We start from the raw sequence: 17,759 nt of genomic DNA on the forward strand, positions 1-17,759 counted from the left end.
AGCATCCCGCTAATAGCGCACCCGAAACGGAACATCGGCCTTTACGGGCCATTGCTGTCCGGTCACCCTGACAACATCAGGCATGGAGGACGGAAATGGATCAGAAGCTGAATACCTGGACGTCGCAGCCTGAACTCGCCGGCAGCGATATGGCGTCGACGAATGACGGTTCTTATCATCCGGATTGCGGCGAAGAGCATGATCACAAGCCGACCAAGGCCATCATCGGCGTGGGACTACTCGTGGTGCTGAGTTTCCTGCTCTATGAATTCAACGGCAAGGTGTCCAAGACGCACACGTCAGCGACCCCGCCCGCGCAGCACCAGAGCTTCGCGGCTAACCGCTAGGCTTCGACAGCTTCGTCCGCAATAGCGCTTTCAGTGTCGGGCACGACGACCCGAAACTGGAAGCCGTGCAGACCGATCGTCGGTACGATGCCGAAATGGTCGGTGCCGAAGACTTTGACCCGATGCTGCAATTCGTCTTTCTGGATGCTTACCGGGATATCGCAGATCTGCTCATAGGCCTTACGCGTGTGACGCGTGCTGTCCCAGCGCAGCGCCCGCTCGATGAGCGGCACCGGCTGTGTGGCCAGGACGCGTGCCATCCGCCAGAAAGTCTGGACCAGCTTCGTATAGGCAATCTCTTCCAGACCCGCGACACTGATGTCCGCCGGAATTGGGAACGCCTCGACATCCACGATCGGTCCGGCATCGACACGTGCAATCATGCGATGGACAGTGCAGCCGAAGTCGGTCGCATGATCGTAGAGCGCAAAATGTGCCGGGGCCCAGCCGGGATATTGCGGCGGACCGGGATGGAAATTGTAGGCGCCAAAGCCAAGCTGATCGAGCACCGCACCGGGGACTATGACGCCAGTGGTGAACGAAATCATCCGCGCTCGGCGCAGCCAGTCGGGCTCGATCGCCGCCAGATCTTCAGCAGTGAAAACAGGAAGCACCGTGAGGGCCGGATTGTGACCACGGAGCAGGGTTGTAAAGACCGAGTGCTCAGCAGGACCCGTCAGGAGGATAATCGTATCGAACATTCGGGCTGCCACGCGCTTCTGCGAATCAATAATCGCCTCAGCGTCGCAGCCAGGCCTTAACATCTGATGAGCAGCCCCGATCACGCTGCATTGCCACATAGGATGAGGCTCTGGAATGGCACAATCTCTGGAACATGCACCTCATCTGACGATTGTCTTGCCGCACAGGAGGACACGACATGGCGAACATTCCCAATCCCAATGATCCGTATCGTCCAAATCCCGCTGATGACATCCGCAATCCTGCGCGGCTCGACAATGAGCTGCAGGCCGATCCTGAACTCGCGGAAGGGCCAGCGAGCGGCAGCCGCATGGCTATTTATGCACTTGGCATTGTTGTCTTGCTCGGCGCCGTATTCTACGGCCTGAACAATACATCGATGAATCCGGGCGACGCGACGAAGACCGCATCCCAATCCGCCCCGGCGACGCAGGACAGCACGCCAAAGGCGCCGGCGCCAACCAACAACGTCGCGGATTCCTATTCGAAGCCGCCAGTGGCTCCCGGCGTACGTGACGTGACGCCCACCAACAACCAGCCCGGCGTCACCACCGGTGCGGCACCGGCACGGCCGCAGGCTCCGCAATCGGCTCCGACCGGCACCGAGATTGACAGCACGAAGGGCGGCGCGCCGAAGTAACGGCGCGACCGGGCAGATAAGGCTGCGGGCATCGATGCCCGCGGCCTTGTTGCGCATGGACTATACGGTCACCTGACGCAGGAACGTGCGTTCCTCCGCGAGGATGAACTGGTGCTCTTCGGCCGACGCGAAATTCGCAACGCCTTCCTCATCGCTCCGCAGTCTGGCGCGATAGGCTTCATAGGCCGCGAGACTTGGGAACGAGATCAGGCCGAATGCGACGTTGTTCGTTCCTTCATGGGGCATCCAATAGCCCTGCAGATCGCCACCGCATTTGGGAATAATCGTCAGCCAGCGCTTGGCATAGGCCTCGAACAATGTGCGTTTGAACGGATCGATCTGATAGCGAATGAAGACAGTGATCGTCATGACAGCTCCCTCTGCAGATGCCTGGATATAGCCGCTTGATCGACTGTGATACTTCGATTAGCGTCGAAGTATGAAAGCAGGTCCGGACATCGCCATGGTCGCCGCACTTGTTGGCGACCCTGCACGCGCCAATATGCTGACGGCACTCATGACAGGCCGTGCGTTGACTGCGAGCGAGCTCGCCCAGGAAGCCGGGATTACGGCGCCGACCGCGAGCTCACACCTCTCCAAGCTCGAAGCCGGTGGCCTGATCGAGCCGGAAAAACAAGGGCGCCATCGCTATTATCGCCTCACCGGTCCCGATGTCGCCGGAGTGCTGGAAGGTCTGGCCGGCCTGGCAGCCCGCGCCGGCCATCTTCGCGTTCGCACCGGGCCGAAAGAACCCGCATTGCGCCGCGCACGGATTTGCTACGATCATCTCGCCGGCGATCTCGGCGTGCAGATGCTCGACAGTATGCGGGCACAGAAGCTGATCCGGCAGACCGAGCGGGTCATCGAACTCACGACCCAGGGCAGCAGGTTCGTTGCTGAAGAATTGAGGATCGATCCGACGACGCTGGCGCATCCGCGCCGGCCGGTCTGCAAGGCCTGCCTCGACTGGAGCGAGCGCCGCCACCATCTGGCCGGGACACTTGGCGCCGCCATCATGATCTCATTTACTGCCATGAAATGGGCGGCCAGAGACCCCTCGCCCGGCAGCCGCGTGGTGCATTTCACCCGCAGCGGCGAGAAGCGCTTCGAGGCATTGTTCGGCACCACCGGCGACGCCATCCGGAAAACGTGAAGACGCCGGCTTACCTTCGCCGCAATGCAGCCCGAAACCGCGCCGGACCTTCTTTCTCCCGGAGCTTTTCCTAATGAACCGCCTGCTGCTCGCCGCGCTGATTGCAACCCTGCCTTTCACCTCATCGCAGGCGGCCGAGCCTCCTGCGGCACGCGAGCCCTATGGCATCGGCCTCGAAGGCTTCCCCTATCCCTACCGCGTCAACATGCTGCCGCTGGTCAATGACGGCGAACAGCTGCGCATGGCCTATATGGACGTGCCATCGACCAAGCCCAATGGTCGAACCGTCATACTGCTGCATGGCCGCAATTTCCCTTCGAGCTACTGGGCGCCGGTGATCGGCACGTTGAACGAAGCCGGCTACCGCGTCGTGGTCCCCGATCAGATCGGCTTCGGCAAATCGTCGAAGCCATCAGGCGATCTGCATTTTGACAACCTTGCCCGCAACACTGTTGCGCTGATGGATCACCTCGGGATCGCGAAATTCGACATCGTCGCGCATTCCCTGGGCGGCATGTTGAGCGTGCGCATTGCCCGCGCTTATCCCGATCGTATCGATCACCTGCTGCTCGCGGCGCCGATCGGGCTTGAGGACTATCGGCTCTATGTGCCACCGACACCAACCGAGAAGATCTTGGAGAACGAAGACAAGCTGACGGCGGAAGGTTACCGCAAACAGCTCGAGGTGAACTATTCGCTGAAGATGCAGCCCGACCAGGTAACGCCCTTTATCGACGCGCGTTTCAACATCAAGGGGTCGCCGGAATATCCGCGCTGGCTGCGCGCCTTCGTCAGTTCGGCGCAGATGATCTATCGCGAACCCGTGGTCCACGAAATTCCGCTGATCGCGCTGCCGACCCTGTTCATCATGGGCGCCGACGATCATAACGCACCGGGCAAGCCGAATGCGCCGGAGGCGCTACGGTCGAAGATGGGGCAGAACGCCGATCTGGCCAAGGCGCTGGCGGCGAAGATGCCGAACGCGAAGGCCGAGGTGCTGCCGGACGCGGGCCATATCGTGTTTCTCGATGCACCGGCCAAATTCAACGAATTGATGCTGGGCTTCCTCGCGGCGAAGTAGCAACTGCCGCGCCCTGCTACGCGCATATCCCGAAACATTCATGCTGTATTCAGATCGAATCGGCTTAATCGTGCTGTGCAGCGTTGATCCCCAGCAATTTTCTTGCCCCGTAAGAGTCCTGCAGCGGGTGATGCGATGCCATCATTATTCTCTGCGCCGCATCGCGGCACCATCGAGGGAGAACACGAATGAAGACGATCTTTGCTGCGGCTCTGTTCGCCGTCAGCGTCGGAGGCCTTGGTGCCGCCAATGCAATGCCACTGGCGCCGCTCAGCGCAGTCGAGACGGCTGGCGTAATCCAGGTCGCTCAGGGCTGCGGCCCCGGCTATGCCCGCGGTCCCTATGGCGGTTGCCGCCCGATGTTCCGCGGCCCGCCGCCGCGCGGCCCGGGTTACTGCCCCCCCGGCTTCTTCCGCAATCCCTACGGCCGCTGCATCCGCCGCTGGTGATCGCTGCACAATCCTGACGACGAAAACCCCGCCACTGGCGGGGTTTTCTGTTGCCCACGCGCCGGTTACAGCCGTCACACGAAGATGACAGAATGGCACTTCGCTATTCTGGAGATCGTCATGTCGCGCACCTTGCGTCGTCTCATACTGGCCGGGCTGCTCGGCCTCTCATCGCTGACGACCGGCCGCGCCGACACCATCGCACTGCCCGAGCCGCAGCTCGGTCCGCGGCCATTCTATCTCGTCGACAAGATGAAAGACGGCCCGCTAAAGGCAAAGCTGAGCACCTGTACCGGGCCGTTTCGCAAGAGCGATTTTTCCATCGCCCATCGCGGCGCGCCGCTGCAATTCCCCGAGCACAGCCGCGAGTCCTATCTGGCCGCCGCACGCATGGGTGCCGGCGTAATCGAATGCGACGTGACCTTCACCAAGGACCGCCAGTTGGTCTGCCGTCATTCGCAATGCGACCTGCACACGACAACGAACATCCTGTCGGTGCCGTCGCTTGCAGCGAAGTGCACACAACCCTTCAGCCCCGCCGATCTCGCCACCGGCAAGAAGGCATCAGCGAAATGCTGTACCAGCGACATCACGCTGGCGGAGTTCAGGACGCTGACGGCGAAGATGGATGCCGCCAACACCTCTGCCACGACCGTCGCGGATTATCAGAACGGCACGCCGCGCTGGCGCACCGACCTTTATGCGAGCTCGGGCACGTTGATGACCCACGCGGAGAGCATCGCGCTGATCAAGAGCCTCGGCGCCAAATTCACGCCGGAGCTGAAGGCGCCGGAGGTGCCGATGCCGTTCGACGGCGATTATAGTCCGGAGAAGTACGCGACCCAGATGCTCGACGAGTATCGCGCCGCCGGCATTCCGCCTGGCGACGTATTTGCCCAGAGCTTCGATCTCAACGACATCAAGTTCTGGATCCGCACCGCGCCGGACTTCGGCGCGCAGGCAGTCTATCTCGACGGCCGCTATGAAACACCGGGTTTTGATCACATGCGACAAGAGACGTGGAAACCGTCGATGCCGGAGCTGAAAGCCACCGGCGTGAAGATCCTCGCGCCTCCGATCTACATGCTGCTGACGCTCGATGGCAGCGGTCAGATCGTGCCCTCCCCTTATGCCAAAGCAGCGCGCGATGCCGGGCTCGATCTGATCACATGGTCGCTGGAGCGCGACGGGCCGCTCGCAAACGGCGGCGGTTTCTTCCATCGCTCGATCAAACCCGCCATCGATCGCGAGGGCGACACGCTGACGGTGCTGGACGTGCTGGCGAGAGACGTCGGCGTGCGCGGTGTGTTTTCCGATTGGCCGGCGACGACCACGTTCTATGCGAGCTGCATGCGGCTGCGCTGACGCAGCACGCTATTTGGCGTCGCTGTCATAGACGAATTTCGGCATCTCCAGCTTCAGCCGGATTGCCAGCAGGCGGAATACTAAACCGGTCGCGGCGGCGACCAGCGTCACGAGATCGGGACTGAATCCGTATTTGATGCCGCCGATATACAGAAGCCCCGTGACGATCGACACGCTGGCATAGAGTTCGGCGCGAAACAGCAGGGGCACGTCGTTGCACAGCACGTCGCGGAGCACGCCGCCGACGCAGCCGGTGATCATCCCGGCCACGACCACGATCAGCAGCGGCTGATCCATGGCGAGGGCGATGTTGCAGCCCATGATGGTGAAAACCACAAGACCGATGGCATCGAGCACCAGAAACAGCGCGTGAAAGCGATGCACCACGCGCGCAAGCCCGATGGTCAGCAGCGCCGCGCCGCCGGTCAGCAACAGCAGATAAGGGCTTTTCACCCACCACAGCGGATAGTGCCCGAGCAGCATGTCGCGCACCGAGCCGCCGCCGAGCGCCGTGATGCAGCCGAGCATGGCAACGCCAAGCCAGTCCATCTTGCGCCGCCCGGCCGCCAGCGCAGCCGTCATCGCCTCGGCAACGAGCGCGATCATGGCGAGCGGAAACAGCAGGGCTTCGGTATGGGGCATGGGACTCGTCGGTAGCGGATGACGGCGACCTGTAACACAAATCCGTGCATGCGGTGACCGGCGGCGGACAAATCCCCGCCATCTTCCTGAGCCTCCATCACAACCTCACAGCAGGAGGTGTCATGACCCGTCTGTTTCTCACCCTCCCCATTCTACTCATGGCTGGCGCGGCCATGGCGGAGGACGCGCGGCTGTCGATGCCCTATTACGGCAGCGCCACCATGAATGCCGATGACAGCCTGGTGCTGCATTTCACCCGCACGGTGGACGGCAAGCCGGCTGACGGCTCGCAGACCTTTGCCCCCGGCGATCGCAGCTATGACAACGTGCGTCGCCACCTGAGCGGCATTGAACCCGGCCAGACCAAACCGCTGACGCCCTGGAGAGACTGAGCGTCAGCACAAACGGGCTTGCCCTACCAGTACCGGCGGCGCCAGTACCGACGACGGACCCGATAACGGCGACGCCAGCCCCAATGCCGGCGGCGATAACCCCAGAAACGACGCCGACGCCAGCCGCGGCGACGCCACTGGACTTGCTCAGGCTGGAGACGATCGACGTCGTCCTGCGACGCCACCGCGGCTTGAGGTTCTGTGTCCGGTTTGTAGTTATCGAGCGGATTGGCCGGCAGCAGCGGCGCGGCCTGAGCCTGCGTGATGGCCTGAGCGGCCAGGCCGACGCCCGCAGCAAAGCCGAAGGCGATCTTCAGAAAATGACGGCGTTCCATCGCGATCCCTCCTGATATCCGTGAGGGCATCAGGATCGGACCAGCGGCATGAATGGAAACTGAATGCGCGTGGGAACTCGCACATTCGACATCTCGCCGTTATCGAAAGCCCGCGGCCAGTCCGACGACCTGACCATCGAGGCCGTTGAAACCATGATATCCCCGCGCCTCGCAGGGATCGCCTTCGTTGCGTCCGCCGCTCAGCCACGCCACGCGAGCGCGCCCGGCCGACCATTTCACGAATGGATCGACGCCCGCCGGCGCAGTGAATTTGCAGCCGTCGTTGCGATGATGGATGACCAGCGTGCGCGGCAGCGCCGACGGCGAGCCGATGATCGACATGACATTGCTGCCGCCACCCGACTCCGCACTGAGAAAGCCCGAGGTCAGCACCAGTGCATCCGGCCGCGCACCGCGCGCAATGCCTTCGGCGGCACGTTGCGTCCCGCGGCTGGTCGCCACCACCGTGACTGGGCGCTTGATCGCGGCCATGTATTGCACCGCACTCTGCAGATCGACTGACGCGTCGACCACCAGCACCGCCAGACCCCGCGCCGCATAGGCGCTGCGGGTGCGGACCAACTGATTGCCCTTCAGCCCGTTGATCTCGCCATGTTCGCCCGGATTGATCGCCCCGCTGCCGCCGGGCATCAAGATCACGCTGGCGCGCGGCGACGCAGGCTTGATGAGCACGGCGCGTGAGCCGCCGACGGTCACGGTTTCGTCGGCGCGGGCGGTCGTGGTCATAAGACAAACTAGTGCGGCAGCGACAAGGACAATCCTGGTATGGGCGTTCATCGTGCGCATCCTCGCAAATCTCCGGCCTGAAATGCATGCTGTCACAAGCAGTTGATACTGCTGCGCCAATCCAGCCTACGAGTTAAGCTACTTAAAATTCACTTGTGGCCAATACGTCTTGAACTCGGGGAAAAATGGATCACCATCCGAGCGCTCATTTAACATCATCACAATCGACAGCATCATGTTCAACCCCTTTGATAGATTTTCATGAAGTGTCGATTTATTCGCTAGCTGATCGTCGCCTTTGTAGATCGCATTCTCCGGTCCAGCCCAAAGAATTCCGTATTCGAATACGCGCAGCAGGATGAGATGGATGGTGAATTTTGACATCGGTGAGATAACCCCCATCGCGTTCTTTGCGATGTTGGAATCCTCCTTCTGCGAATCCATAAAAGTAGAGAAAGAAGCTCCAAAACTCGGATGCGCAGACATGCCCATTAAATCAATGTAATTCTGTCGTACGCTGTGAAAAGCAACGGCGGGCTCCTCAGCCCCATTAAAGAACCATAGCCAGCGCGTTTTGACGAGCTTTCCTATCCTACCTCTTGCACAATGCTCATGCCAAACTCCGACGCTCGATCATTGTCTTTCGTCTGCGCAAACTCGCCTGCTAACTCAGGATGGCTGCTAATAAGGTGCATCACATCGATAGCTTCAATCAAAGAACGAGTAACCACATTCGATTGAACGAAAAATCCCCCAACAATCAACTCACGCACACACAGAATGTCTTGGAGAGCGCGGCCCCCAAGCGTCATCAAACACAAGAGTCGCTTATCTGCCGGTTCAACGAGCCTCTCGCGATATGTTGCCCAAACAGCGAGCCAGAATGCTGCAGCTTCATCAAACAGTGCAACCCAAAGCTCTAGATCTGAAGGAATATCGTTCAAAGTTTTTCGGTATTCTTTAACGATCAAGCGCAGCTCCTCTCCCGGAGAGCTTTGATTCGCGCGACGTACTCCTTTCTGGCGATAGACCTTGCGGATGCGCTTTCGCATCTCCTTCAGGTAGATATCGTGGGCAGATTTGCTCACAACGGCATGTTGTCGTGCTTCTTCATCGGCACTTCCAGATGCTTGTCCTTCAGCATCGCCAGTGCCCGCGCGATCCGCTTGCGGGTGGAGTGCGGCATGATCACGTCGTCGATATAGCCGCGCTCGGCCGCGACGAAGGGCGACAGGAAGCGGTCTTCATATTCCTTGGTGCGCGCGGCGATCTTGTCGGCGTCGCCGATGTCCTGGCGGAAGATGATCTCCACCGCGCCCTTGGCACCCATCACGGCGATCTGCGCCGTTGGCCAAGCATAGTTCATGTCGGCGCCGATTTCCTTCGAGGCCATCACGTCGAACGCGCCGCCATAGGCCTTGCGGGTGATCACGGTCACCAGGGGGACGGTGCACTGGCTGTAGGCGAACAGCAGCTTGGCGCCGTGCTTGATGAGGCCGCCATATTCCTGCGCGGTGCCCGGCAGGAACCCCGGCACGTCGACGAAGGTGACGATCGGAATGTTGAAGGCGTCGCAGAAGCGCACGAAGCGCGCCGCCTTGCGCGAGGCGTCACTGTCGAGCACGCCGGCCAGCACCATCGGCTGGTTGGCGACGAAGCCCACGGTCTTGCCGGCGATGCGGCCAAAACCTGTGACGATGTTCTTGGCGAAGGTTTCCGCGATCTCGAAGAAGTCGCCCTCGTCCACGACCTTGAGGATCAGTTCCTTCATGTCATAGGGCTTGTTCGGATTGTCGGGGATCAGCGTATCGAGCGAGAGATCCGTGCGTTCGATATCGTCGAAGCTCGGCCATTCCGGCACGCCTTCGGTGTTGTTGGCCGGCAGGAAGTCGATCAGCCGGCGCATCTGCAACAGCGTCTCGACGTCGTTCTCGAAGGCGCCGTCGGCGATCGAGGACTTCGTCGCATGCACGCTGGCGCCGCCGAGTTCTTCTGCGGTGACGACCTCGTTGGTCACGGTCTTCACCACGTCGGGCCCGGTGACGAACATGTAGCTGGTGTTCTTCACCATGAAGATGAAGTCGGTCATGGCCGGCGAATAGACGTCACCGCCGGCACAAGGTCCCATGATGACCGAGATCTGCGGGATCACGCCCGAGGCCTGCACGTTGCGGCGGAACACGTAGGAATAGCCCGCGAGGGCCGCGACGCCCTCCTGGATGCGCGCGCCGCCGGCGTCATAGAGGCCGATGATCGGCGCCCGCGCCTTCATCGCCATGTCCTGCAGCTTGGTGATCTTGAGCGCGTGGGTTTCGGACAGCGAGCCGCCGAACACGGTGAAATCCTTGGCGAAGACGAAGGTCTTGCGGCCGTTGACGGTGCCCCAGCCGGTGACGACGCCGTCACCGGGAATCTTGGACTTTTCCATGCCAAATTCCACGGAGCGGTGTTCGACGAACATGTCGAATTCCTCGAACGATCCCTTGTCGAGCAACAGCTCGATGCGCTCGCGGGCGGTCAGCTTGCCCTTGCTGTGCTGCGACTCGATGCGCGTCTCGCCGCCGCCCAGTTTGGCGCCTGCACGACGCGCTTCAAGGGTGTCCAGGATGTCTTTCATGTGCTCCAGCCCGTCAATGTCACGTGTTATCGCCCGCGGCAGCCGCAGGGTTTGGGCGAGGTTCTAGCATGGGGTTTTCGGCGGTGGAAACGCCCGTCAGGAAGGGTTGAATCCCCCAAAATCGCATGGCGCCGGCGACGATCCTGCCTATATCGGGTCAGACAAGGGAGAGCGCCGGATGACCAATATCGTGATCAATGAAAATAGTGGCGCAGCCACGGGTGGCGTGCGTGACCTGCTGCGCTGGGAAGGCGTGGCGCTGTTTGTCGGAATGACGCTGTTCTACTGGATCTCGGGCGCGCCCTGGCAGATCTATGCCCTGTTTTTCTTCGTCCCGGACCTCAGCATGCTGGCCTATCTGGCGGGCCCGCGGATCGGCGCGGGCGTCTATAATCTGGTGCATGCGACCATCGCGCCGCTGCTGCTCGCGCTGGCCGGTATCGCCACCGCCGAGCCGATCGCCGGTTCGATCGCACTGGTCTGGTTCGCCCATATCGGCTTCGATCGCGCGCTCGGCTACGGCCTCAAATACGACGCCGGTTTCCGCTTCACCCATCTCGGCCGCATCGGCAAGGATGCGACCGCACCGGCCACGGCGGAAAACCCGACAACCGGCAACCCGATCAAGGCTGCCTGACGCGCGGCCTCACGGCTCGCCGGGCTTGAACGGCGCCTCCTTGCCGGGCGGTGTGCTCTCCTCTGCCATCGCCAGTAACATCGCCACCATCACATAATTGCCGGCCACGGCCGTGAGATCGACGATCTGCTGATCGTTGAAGATCTTCTTGGCGCGCGCATAGGTCGCGTCGGAGACTTTGTGCGTGCCCGTCAGCTCGGTGACGAAGTCATACACCGTCGCCTCGTCTTCAGCCATGTTCGCCGGCCGCTTGTTGGCCTTGAGATCGGCGATGATATCGGGCGACAGCCCCGCCTTCTGCGCTAGCGGCGCATGCGCGAACCACTCGACCTGCGATCGCCATTGCCGGCCGATGATGATGATCGCGAATTCGTTGAGCTTGACCGGAACGGACGTGTCCCAGCGCAGATACGCGAACAGATCGAACAGCTTTTGCCCGAGCACCGGGCTGCGCATCATCGGATTATAGGGACCGGCGAGCCCCACGCTTGAGACCTTCATCACCTGCTCGCCGAGCGGCTTCTGCCTGGCGTCGAGCTGATCCATGGTGAGCTGCGGAAACCGCGGCTCCTTGCTGGTGGCAGGCTGCGCAAACATCGTGGCGGCGAACCAGCCGCTGGCTGCGGCGAGCGCGAGCGACGACAGTCCGATGGACGACATCCAGAGCGATGGTGATTTCATGATTTCCTCCGTGAGCTTTTTTCTTGTTCACGAAGGCTAGTTCAACGGGCATGACAGCGCCAGTTCCGGAGCGTCCCAGAACGATCGCCTCGCCCCGCAGAACGCGCGGAGCTCAGTGACCGCTCATCACCAGCGTCTTGACAGGAAGCAACAACGCCTGGATCCGCAGCAACATCGCGTGGACGACCCCAACGGCATCGACGGCATGAAGCGCCAGCCACTTGAAAGAACCGATCCCCTTCGCGGCGATGGCGTCATGATTGCTGGTATAGGCATTGACGATACAACTGCTGCCGGGCGTCACGCCGTCGAGACCGCCCTGATAGATTGGCTCCAGGAATGTGAGGATGGTGCCCGGTGCGCGGACTTGCTGCGCTTCCACCAACTGCTCACCGCCGCGAAACTGACCGGCCGCGATATAGTTCTGGACGCCGGTCACCACCATCGGGATGACGGTCCACGGCTTCGAAATACAGGTCGCCTCGGCAACCATGCCCACCTTCATCACCTGCGCTTCGATCTGCCCAAATCCTGCAGAGAGCACGCGGCCCGCATTCTCCGGAATGAGAATGCCCGCCGATCGCATGACGGGATTGACGACATCGCCAACGCGAAGCGTGAACTGCTCGACGCGCCCGTCCACGCCTGCGCGAATGAACGTCTTGTCGAGATCGACTTGCGCCTCCGCGAGTGCCGCCTGCGCGCTGGCCTTCTCCGCCGGCAGCAGCGCGGAGATACGCGTCATCGCGGATTGTCGCGCGGCCATGGCCGCATCAAGCGCCCCCTGACGGCCGGTCAGCAGCACCTCGAGTTTTTCGATGTCGCGTTGCGGCACCATGCCGGGATTGCGCTTCTGCAACTCACGTTTGGTATCGAGTTCGTCCGAGGTCTGCTGATAGGAACCCTTGGCCTCCTGCGCCTGCCCTTCGGCCTTCAGAATATCGGCCTGCGCCGCCAGCATGGCGGCATCGACCTCGGCAATCTTGCGCCGCGCGGTCTCCATCGACGCTTCCTGCTTGGCGTTATCGAGCCGGAAGATCACGTCGCCTTTCCTGACCGGCGCGCTGAACTGAACGTGCACCTCCGCCACCCGGCCATTGACCTCGGGCAGGATCGGCACGGTCCGATAGAACAAGGTCGCGCTTGTCGTCGACGGATGAAAATAGAAGATGACGGTGATCAGAGCGACGGTCAGCATGACGCAGGCCGTGATTCCCCATCTGAGTTCGAACCACACCGAATAGAACGTGATCTCCCGCCCCAGGCGCTTGCCTTGTGCGTAGCGGCGATAGAGATAGTCCGGAAAAACCGTCAGCAGCGAGCAGAGGAGAAGTTCAAGCATGACCGTGCCCTCCGGCTTCGCCGGGACGGCTCGAAGTTTCTGCCGTGACAGGGAGCGGTGGTGGTTCACCGGACAGCTCGGTGGTTTCGCTGGTAGCATCGCCGTCGGCAATCTTTCGCACCGATCCTGCGATACTGCGCAATGGCGTGCTGAAATCCGGCAAATCGATCATCGCCAGCAACAGCCCGATTATCCAGAACAGATGGTTGTGGGTGAACAACGCGATCAAACCCAACACGGCCACGATTTCAAACTGCAGCTTCTGCGATTTGTGCGCCATGCGCTCCGGCATGCTGTGCAGGCGCAGATACAGATTGCCGACCATCATGATGGAGCCGATCAGAACGATTCCGACCACAACCATGAGCGTGTCAGTCTCGCCGGGAGCGGTAATGAAGCCAGGCAGATGATGCGGAGCGTTCGGATGCAGCGTCTCACTCACGTGATCCCCCATTCCAACAGCGTCAGGCGAGCACTAGCCTCTCCCGGGTTTCATAGTTGCACAAAGCTGGAACTTGGCAAGCATGAGCTTGTGCGCGATAGGAAATGCGCTGCAACAAATCTACATTCATAACGGGCGGACTGCGGGTTGATAGCTCGCGGATGCGAGATCACCAGCCTCGAAAGGTCGCTGCAGAACAGCTCAACGATCTGACATGTATCGCAGTCAAATGACGAGGCTAGTGCGCGCGGCCCGACAGCCTGAGCACGAAGACCAGCACTTCCGCGACAGCCTTGTAGAGCTCGGCTGGAATCTCATCACCGATTTCGACATTCGAGAGTGCGCCGGCGAGTACCTCATTTTCCTCGATGGGAATGTCGTGGGCCTTGGCGACCTCGATGATCTTCTCACCGATCGCGCCCTTGCCTTTCGCGGTGACAACAGGCGCGCCGGTCTTGTCGTAATGCAGCGCGACAGCCAGCGATCTTTTGGGCTGCACGATCATAGCGCGCGATCCAGAAAATGCCCCGCCGATGCCGGCGCGGGCTGCATCGGTGCGCCCTCGCGGACCACGATATCCCCGGGCTGCAGATTGGCGCGGATCAGCGCCTGATTGAGCTGCGCCGTACCGGCCTGCAACTGCAGCGCCGTCGCCGGACGCTCGGCCCACATCCGCACCGACGTCTTGTCGCCGGTCAGCGAGACCAGCGCATGGACCGGGCCAGCGGGCTCGACATCGAGTGAGAAGCGCGCACGCCAGACCTGCTTGGCCGCTTCAGCCTCACTACCATTGCCGCCATCACGCGAAATTTCGAATTGCGCCATGGCCGTGCCGGCCGGCACCGCAAACGGAATTTCAAAACTCCAGCGCGGCGATGCCTGATCGAGCCGCGGCGCTGCAAGACCATCCGCACGATCCGGCAAGGATGCCACCTGCAGCAGGGTCTGGCGCGCCAGCGCCGCATCGGTATCCGCGAGCAGATGATGCACGGTGGTGCCCAGCGGCACATTTGTCGGGAGCGTCGGCAGTGCCATCGCCTGCGCCGTCGGCAGCCCGCCGCGCAATGGCGGCGGCGGAAGGGTGTTGCGCGCGATGTTCGTTTCGGCACCCGGCTGGCCCGCTGGCGCCTTCGCGGCGGGCAGCAGATCCATCATCATGCTGTCGTCGAACACCAGCGATGCTGCGCTTCCCATGCCCTTCGGAGCCGTCTGCAGCGCTTCCCTAAGCAGGTTGAGCGCTGCGCCATTGGTCGCCAAGCGTGCAGCCGCTTCGGGAGCTTTTGCCACGCCCGGTGCGGCTTGAGCCGGGACATCGAGCACGTGCTCGTCTGCGGCGAGAAGTCCAGCCTGCTGCAGCGGATCGTTCTTGATGCCGGTCTTGGGCAGCATGACCACTGTCGCTGCAGCGGCTTGCGCCTGCTGTGCAGCGACCTGCGCCGCGACACTGGGAAGCGCGTTTGCCAATGCCGATGCTGGCTGCTCCGGTGTCGCTGCATTCGCCGTCGCTGGCGTCGTGCTCTGGGTCGGACTCGCTGTGGCGAGCGTCGTCGCCAACGCCTGACGCAGCACGATCAATGCTGCTTTCATGTCGGGCAGCCCGCCTTGCGGCAGCGATCCCTTGGCGAGCGATGATTCCAGAAACAGGCCGGAATTCTGGAATGCCGATTTGACTTCCTCGCCGGTGAGCTGGCTGTCGAGCGGCGGGCGTTGCGCCAGTACCTGCGCGACAGCCTGCTGCAACTGCTGCGGCAGCCCCTTCAACGAAGTGGCGACACCGAGATTGGCAAATAGCGTCGCAAGGCTCGCCTGCTGCGTCACGGCGCTTTGCGTGGCGGTGGAGACCGCCTGTGCTTCCAGCGATGTCAGCTGGATCTTGGAGGTCGCGATGGCATTGGCGAGATTGATCGGCAGGTCTGGCGCGAGGGTCACGTCGCCGGAGGACGTACCGCCCGCCTGCCCCGCACCTGTATTCTGCGGTGTGACGATGGCAAGCTGGACATTGCCGTTGTCGGTCTTCGACACTGCGAATTGCAGCACCTGCCCGGCCTGCAACGGCACCTGCGATTGCACGTCGATCGTGCTGTGCCCGATGGCGATACGGACCTGATTGTCTGGCGAGACCGAGAGCACGCGGCCGGCAATCACGCTGCCGGGCTGAAACGCGACTTCGCTCGCCACGCCCTGCGCGGAGACAACCGGTAAGATCGAGTTGACGGGAGTCGGCATGGTGAGCGGCACCGGACAATGGTGCAGCTACGCTAGTTAACGGTCGTTAACTTCCGATTAACCCGCTGACGGCGTGACCGCCTTCAGCACCAGCACGGCAGCCTTGAAATCCACTTGTCGCGCTGCGCGCCGCGCAGCGACTTCCTCGTCGAGGCCCCACTTCTCGATATTCCAGTCCTCGTCGACAAAGGCGGCTGTCCAGACCTGATCGGCATTCAGATGGCCATGGAGCAGCGCCAGCGCGAGCAGCGCCGAGCCGGTGATCGTCGTCACCAGATGCAGCGGGGCGATCGCCCATGGATCGCTCGGCAGCGCCGCGCGGGCAGATGCGACGGCCTGTTCGGGCTGGCTGACATGCACGATGCCCTCAGCCAGGATGAAATGCGCGCCGAGATCATCGGCAGCCCAGAACAAGACAGGGTCCCATGCCGCAGCCTCGCGCGCGATAAGCGCCTCGGGATAGCCGGCGCGATAGAACAGCAGATCCGTGCTGAAGTATTTTGCGATATCGTCAGCCACTGCCTGGGTCTGCGCCTCATCGCGGATCGCATCGATCACGCTATTGGCAAGGCGCGTCACCGGCATGCTCGTGGGGTCGATGACATCCTGCTGCGCATCCCATTCCGCAATCATGACCTCGGCAATGGCTGATGTAGGAACGACCAGCGGATGGCGCGACGGCGTGCGTACGGTCTTGTCGTCGAGCATGATGGCAAAGCCATCCGGCGTCTCGCTCAGCCCAACGGTCTTGTAGAAGCGCTTGCGCTGCGGACCTCGCGTCGACCGTCGCACCGCCTCTTGCGGATCGAGCTGCGACTGGCCGTACACTTCGTCAAACAATTCACGCATCGATGGTCTCAATTCCTGTTCGCAGCCGTCAATTTACGCGACAGACGGGCGCCACGCGAGACCAAATCGCTCGTGTCAGCGATTGGCACAGGCCCGCGAATAGGTCGCACGATCATTCGGGCCGAGACCCGCAGCGGCCCCGTCCTGAAGGCAGTCGGTGATGCGATCACTGAAGGAGCGCCGCGCCTGCGGCACACTCTGTTGTCGTGGCAGATCGCCGAGTTGCGGCACGACAGGTACTTCTATCCGCGGCGGTGGCGGTGCGGGCGGCAGTGGCGTGATCAAAGCCGGGTTGCCGGGCACTCCGATAACCTGCGCGACCGCAGGCGCAGCAGAGAGCGCCGCCGCAACGGCGACCAACACAGCGAATGGGATGGAGCGATGTCTCATTGGTCTCATGTTGTCACGATCCCGCATCACATCAAGTGTCAGCGCCGGACAATGTGATCCGCTGCCGCATGACGGCGTTCCCATCCGGCGCGCTCGAGTTCCGGCCGATCGTCGTCGATCTCCGGATAACCGATGCAGAAATAGCCAATCAACCGCCAGTCACGAGGTATATCGAGTGTCACGGCAATCGCAGCAGGATCGAGGATCGAGACCCAGCCCATGCCGATGCCTTCAGCGCGCGCGGCGAGCCACATGGTTGCGATCGCCGTCACCACCGAATAGTCCGCCATCTCCGGCATGGTGCGGCGGCCAAGGCCGTGGCCAACATCCGTCGCGTGGTCTGCAAATACCGCGAGGTGGCATGGCGCTTCGCGCAGACCGGCGAGCTTGAGCGTCGCATAGCTCTGCGCGAGTTCGCCGGTATAGGCGCTCAACGCCTCGGCATTGCAGGCGCTGAAATTCTCCAACACCGCCGGACGACGTGACGCATCGTCGACGATGACAAAGCGCCATGGCTGGCTCAGGCCCACCGAAGGCGCGAGGCACGCGGTATCGAGCAGGCGATCGAGAAAGCCCGCAGGCAGTGGATCGGACTTGAAGCGCCTGATATCGCGGCGCCACACAAACAGATCATGCAGACGCGCGCGAAACGCGGCGTCGAAATCGGGCACGTCGGCGGTTGCCGACGTCGCGCACGGGATGTTGTCGGAGCCCGACAACGC

General features: G+C 61.9%; 24 protein-coding genes. 8 read left to right on the forward strand and 16 right to left on the reverse strand.

Annotated elements, in window-relative coordinates:
- The first annotated feature begins 95 nt into the window (after positions 1 to 95).
- Complete coding sequence (locus tag AB8B02_RS13810) at positions 96 to 347, forward strand: hypothetical protein (protein ID WP_184517809.1); 252 nt, start codon at positions 96 to 98, stop codon at positions 345 to 347.
- Here AB8B02_RS13810 and AB8B02_RS13815 read toward each other — a convergent pair.
- Positions 344 to 1,132: a formyltransferase family protein gene (locus AB8B02_RS13815; protein WP_439064196.1), complete on the reverse strand. Its 789-nt coding sequence runs from the start codon at positions 1,130 to 1,132 to the stop codon at positions 344 to 346. The genes AB8B02_RS13810 and AB8B02_RS13815 overlap by 4 nt on opposite strands.
- Positions 1,133 to 1,227: 95 nt before the next feature.
- On the opposite strand from AB8B02_RS13815, the gene AB8B02_RS13820 reads away from it, so the two are divergent.
- Positions 1,228 to 1,689: a hypothetical protein gene (locus AB8B02_RS13820; protein ID WP_439064197.1), complete on the forward strand. Its 462-nt coding sequence runs from the start codon at positions 1,228 to 1,230 to the stop codon at positions 1,687 to 1,689.
- Between the two features lie 60 nt (positions 1,690 to 1,749).
- Here the strand turns inward: AB8B02_RS13820 and AB8B02_RS13825 are convergent, their stop codons facing one another.
- On the reverse strand, positions 1,750 to 2,058 hold the full coding sequence (locus tag AB8B02_RS13825; protein WP_309945212.1) for an NIPSNAP family protein: 309 nt from the start codon (positions 2,056 to 2,058) through the stop codon (positions 1,750 to 1,752).
- Between the two features lie 70 nt (positions 2,059 to 2,128).
- Here AB8B02_RS13825 and AB8B02_RS13830 point away from each other — a divergent pair, with 70 nt between their 5' ends.
- From AB8B02_RS13830 to AB8B02_RS13845, 4 genes are all read left to right on the forward strand, one after another.
- On the forward strand, positions 2,129 to 2,842 hold the full coding sequence (locus AB8B02_RS13830; protein ID WP_439058814.1) for an ArsR/SmtB family transcription factor: 714 nt from the start codon (positions 2,129 to 2,131) through the stop codon (positions 2,840 to 2,842).
- Between the two features lie 73 nt (positions 2,843 to 2,915).
- A complete protein-coding gene (locus AB8B02_RS13835; RefSeq protein WP_439064198.1) occupies positions 2,916 to 3,923 on the forward strand; it encodes an alpha/beta fold hydrolase in 1,008 nt (335 codons plus the stop codon).
- Between the two features lie 188 nt (positions 3,924 to 4,111).
- Positions 4,112 to 4,372 (forward strand): GCG_CRPN prefix-to-repeats domain-containing protein, encoded by a 261-nt coding sequence (locus AB8B02_RS13840; RefSeq protein ID WP_320444581.1) that lies wholly within the window; start codon positions 4,112 to 4,114, stop codon positions 4,370 to 4,372.
- A 120-nt stretch (positions 4,373 to 4,492) separates the two neighbouring features.
- Positions 4,493 to 5,737, forward strand: a complete 1,245-nt coding sequence (locus AB8B02_RS13845; protein ID WP_439064199.1) for a glycerophosphodiester phosphodiesterase family protein — start codon at positions 4,493 to 4,495, stop codon at positions 5,735 to 5,737.
- Between the two features lie 9 nt (positions 5,738 to 5,746).
- Here the strand turns inward: AB8B02_RS13845 and AB8B02_RS13850 are convergent, their stop codons facing one another.
- Entirely contained in the window at positions 5,747 to 6,379 is a 633-nt protein-coding gene (locus AB8B02_RS13850) for a trimeric intracellular cation channel family protein (protein ID WP_439064200.1), read from the reverse strand.
- 122 nt (positions 6,380 to 6,501) lie between these two features.
- Here AB8B02_RS13850 and AB8B02_RS13855 point away from each other — a divergent pair, with 122 nt between their 5' ends.
- A complete protein-coding gene (locus tag AB8B02_RS13855; protein WP_139212566.1) occupies positions 6,502 to 6,771 on the forward strand; it encodes a hypothetical protein in 270 nt (89 codons plus the stop codon).
- 23 nt (positions 6,772 to 6,794) lie between these two features.
- On the opposite strand, the gene AB8B02_RS13860 is transcribed toward AB8B02_RS13855, so the two are convergent.
- The 5 genes from AB8B02_RS13860 to AB8B02_RS13880 all read right to left on the reverse strand — a co-directional run bounded on the left by AB8B02_RS13860 (position 6,795) and on the right by AB8B02_RS13880 (position 10,470).
- Positions 6,795 to 7,106 (reverse strand): twin-arginine translocation (Tat), encoded by a 312-nt coding sequence (locus AB8B02_RS13860; protein WP_439064201.1) that lies wholly within the window; start codon positions 7,104 to 7,106, stop codon positions 6,795 to 6,797.
- 99 nt (positions 7,107 to 7,205) lie between these two features.
- Positions 7,206 to 7,853 carry an alpha/beta hydrolase gene (locus AB8B02_RS13865; RefSeq protein WP_439064202.1) on the reverse strand — a complete coding sequence of 216 codons (648 nt, stop codon included), beginning with the start codon at positions 7,851 to 7,853 and terminating at the stop codon, positions 7,206 to 7,208.
- Between the two features lie 138 nt (positions 7,854 to 7,991).
- On the reverse strand, positions 7,992 to 8,339 hold the full coding sequence (locus AB8B02_RS13870; protein ID WP_439064203.1) for a hypothetical protein: 348 nt from the start codon (positions 8,337 to 8,339) through the stop codon (positions 7,992 to 7,994).
- A 101-nt stretch (positions 8,340 to 8,440) separates the two neighbouring features.
- Positions 8,441 to 8,941 carry a hypothetical protein gene (locus AB8B02_RS13875; RefSeq protein ID WP_439064204.1) on the reverse strand — a complete coding sequence of 167 codons (501 nt, stop codon included), beginning with the start codon at positions 8,939 to 8,941 and terminating at the stop codon, positions 8,441 to 8,443.
- On the reverse strand, positions 8,938 to 10,470 hold the full coding sequence (locus tag AB8B02_RS13880) for an acyl-CoA carboxylase subunit beta (RefSeq protein ID WP_309945196.1): 1,533 nt from the start codon (positions 10,468 to 10,470) through the stop codon (positions 8,938 to 8,940). The genes AB8B02_RS13875 and AB8B02_RS13880 overlap by 4 nt, the downstream gene beginning before the upstream one ends.
- A 178-nt stretch (positions 10,471 to 10,648) precedes the next feature.
- On the opposite strand from AB8B02_RS13880, the gene AB8B02_RS13885 reads away from it, so the two are divergent.
- Entirely contained in the window at positions 10,649 to 11,107 is a 459-nt protein-coding gene (locus tag AB8B02_RS13885; protein ID WP_093761539.1) for a DUF4260 domain-containing protein, read from the forward strand.
- Positions 11,108 to 11,116: 9 nt separating this feature from the next.
- Here AB8B02_RS13885 and AB8B02_RS13890 read toward each other — a convergent pair whose 3' ends face one another.
- The 8 genes from AB8B02_RS13890 to bluB form a co-directional block, all read right to left on the reverse strand.
- Complete coding sequence (locus tag AB8B02_RS13890; RefSeq protein ID WP_231080301.1) at positions 11,117 to 11,788, reverse strand: carboxymuconolactone decarboxylase family protein; 672 nt, start codon at positions 11,786 to 11,788, stop codon at positions 11,117 to 11,119.
- A gap of 112 nt (positions 11,789 to 11,900) precedes the next feature.
- A complete protein-coding gene (locus AB8B02_RS13895) occupies positions 11,901 to 13,130 on the reverse strand; it encodes an HlyD family secretion protein (protein WP_439064205.1) in 1,230 nt (409 codons plus the stop codon).
- On the reverse strand, positions 13,123 to 13,572 hold the full coding sequence (locus AB8B02_RS13900) for a hypothetical protein (RefSeq protein ID WP_320444588.1): 450 nt from the start codon (positions 13,570 to 13,572) through the stop codon (positions 13,123 to 13,125). Before AB8B02_RS13900 ends, AB8B02_RS13895 begins: the two co-directional genes overlap by 8 nt.
- A 238-nt stretch (positions 13,573 to 13,810) precedes the next feature.
- Entirely contained in the window at positions 13,811 to 14,077 is a 267-nt protein-coding gene (locus AB8B02_RS13905) for an EscU/YscU/HrcU family type III secretion system export apparatus switch protein (RefSeq protein WP_093761235.1), read from the reverse strand.
- A complete protein-coding gene (gene fliK / locus AB8B02_RS13910; RefSeq protein WP_439064206.1) occupies positions 14,074 to 15,798 on the reverse strand; it encodes a flagellar hook-length control protein FliK in 1,725 nt (574 codons plus the stop codon). The genes AB8B02_RS13905 and fliK overlap by 4 nt, the downstream gene beginning before the upstream one ends.
- Positions 15,799 to 15,855: 57 nt before the next feature.
- Positions 15,856 to 16,647 (reverse strand): ATP12 family chaperone protein, encoded by a 792-nt coding sequence (locus AB8B02_RS13915; RefSeq protein WP_439064207.1) that lies wholly within the window; start codon positions 16,645 to 16,647, stop codon positions 15,856 to 15,858.
- A 75-nt stretch (positions 16,648 to 16,722) separates the two neighbouring features.
- A complete protein-coding gene (locus AB8B02_RS13920) occupies positions 16,723 to 17,046 on the reverse strand; it encodes a hypothetical protein (protein WP_439064208.1) in 324 nt (107 codons plus the stop codon).
- Between the two features lie 29 nt (positions 17,047 to 17,075).
- Positions 17,076 to 17,708, reverse strand: a complete 633-nt coding sequence (bluB, locus tag AB8B02_RS13925; RefSeq protein WP_439064644.1) for a 5,6-dimethylbenzimidazole synthase — start codon at positions 17,706 to 17,708, stop codon at positions 17,076 to 17,078.
- Positions 17,709 to 17,759: the final 51 nt, after the last annotated feature.

The sequence above is a fragment of the Tardiphaga sp. 862_B3_N4_1 genome (assembly GCF_051811085.1).
Taxonomy (GTDB): domain Bacteria; phylum Pseudomonadota; class Alphaproteobacteria; order Rhizobiales; family Xanthobacteraceae; genus Tardiphaga; species Tardiphaga robiniae.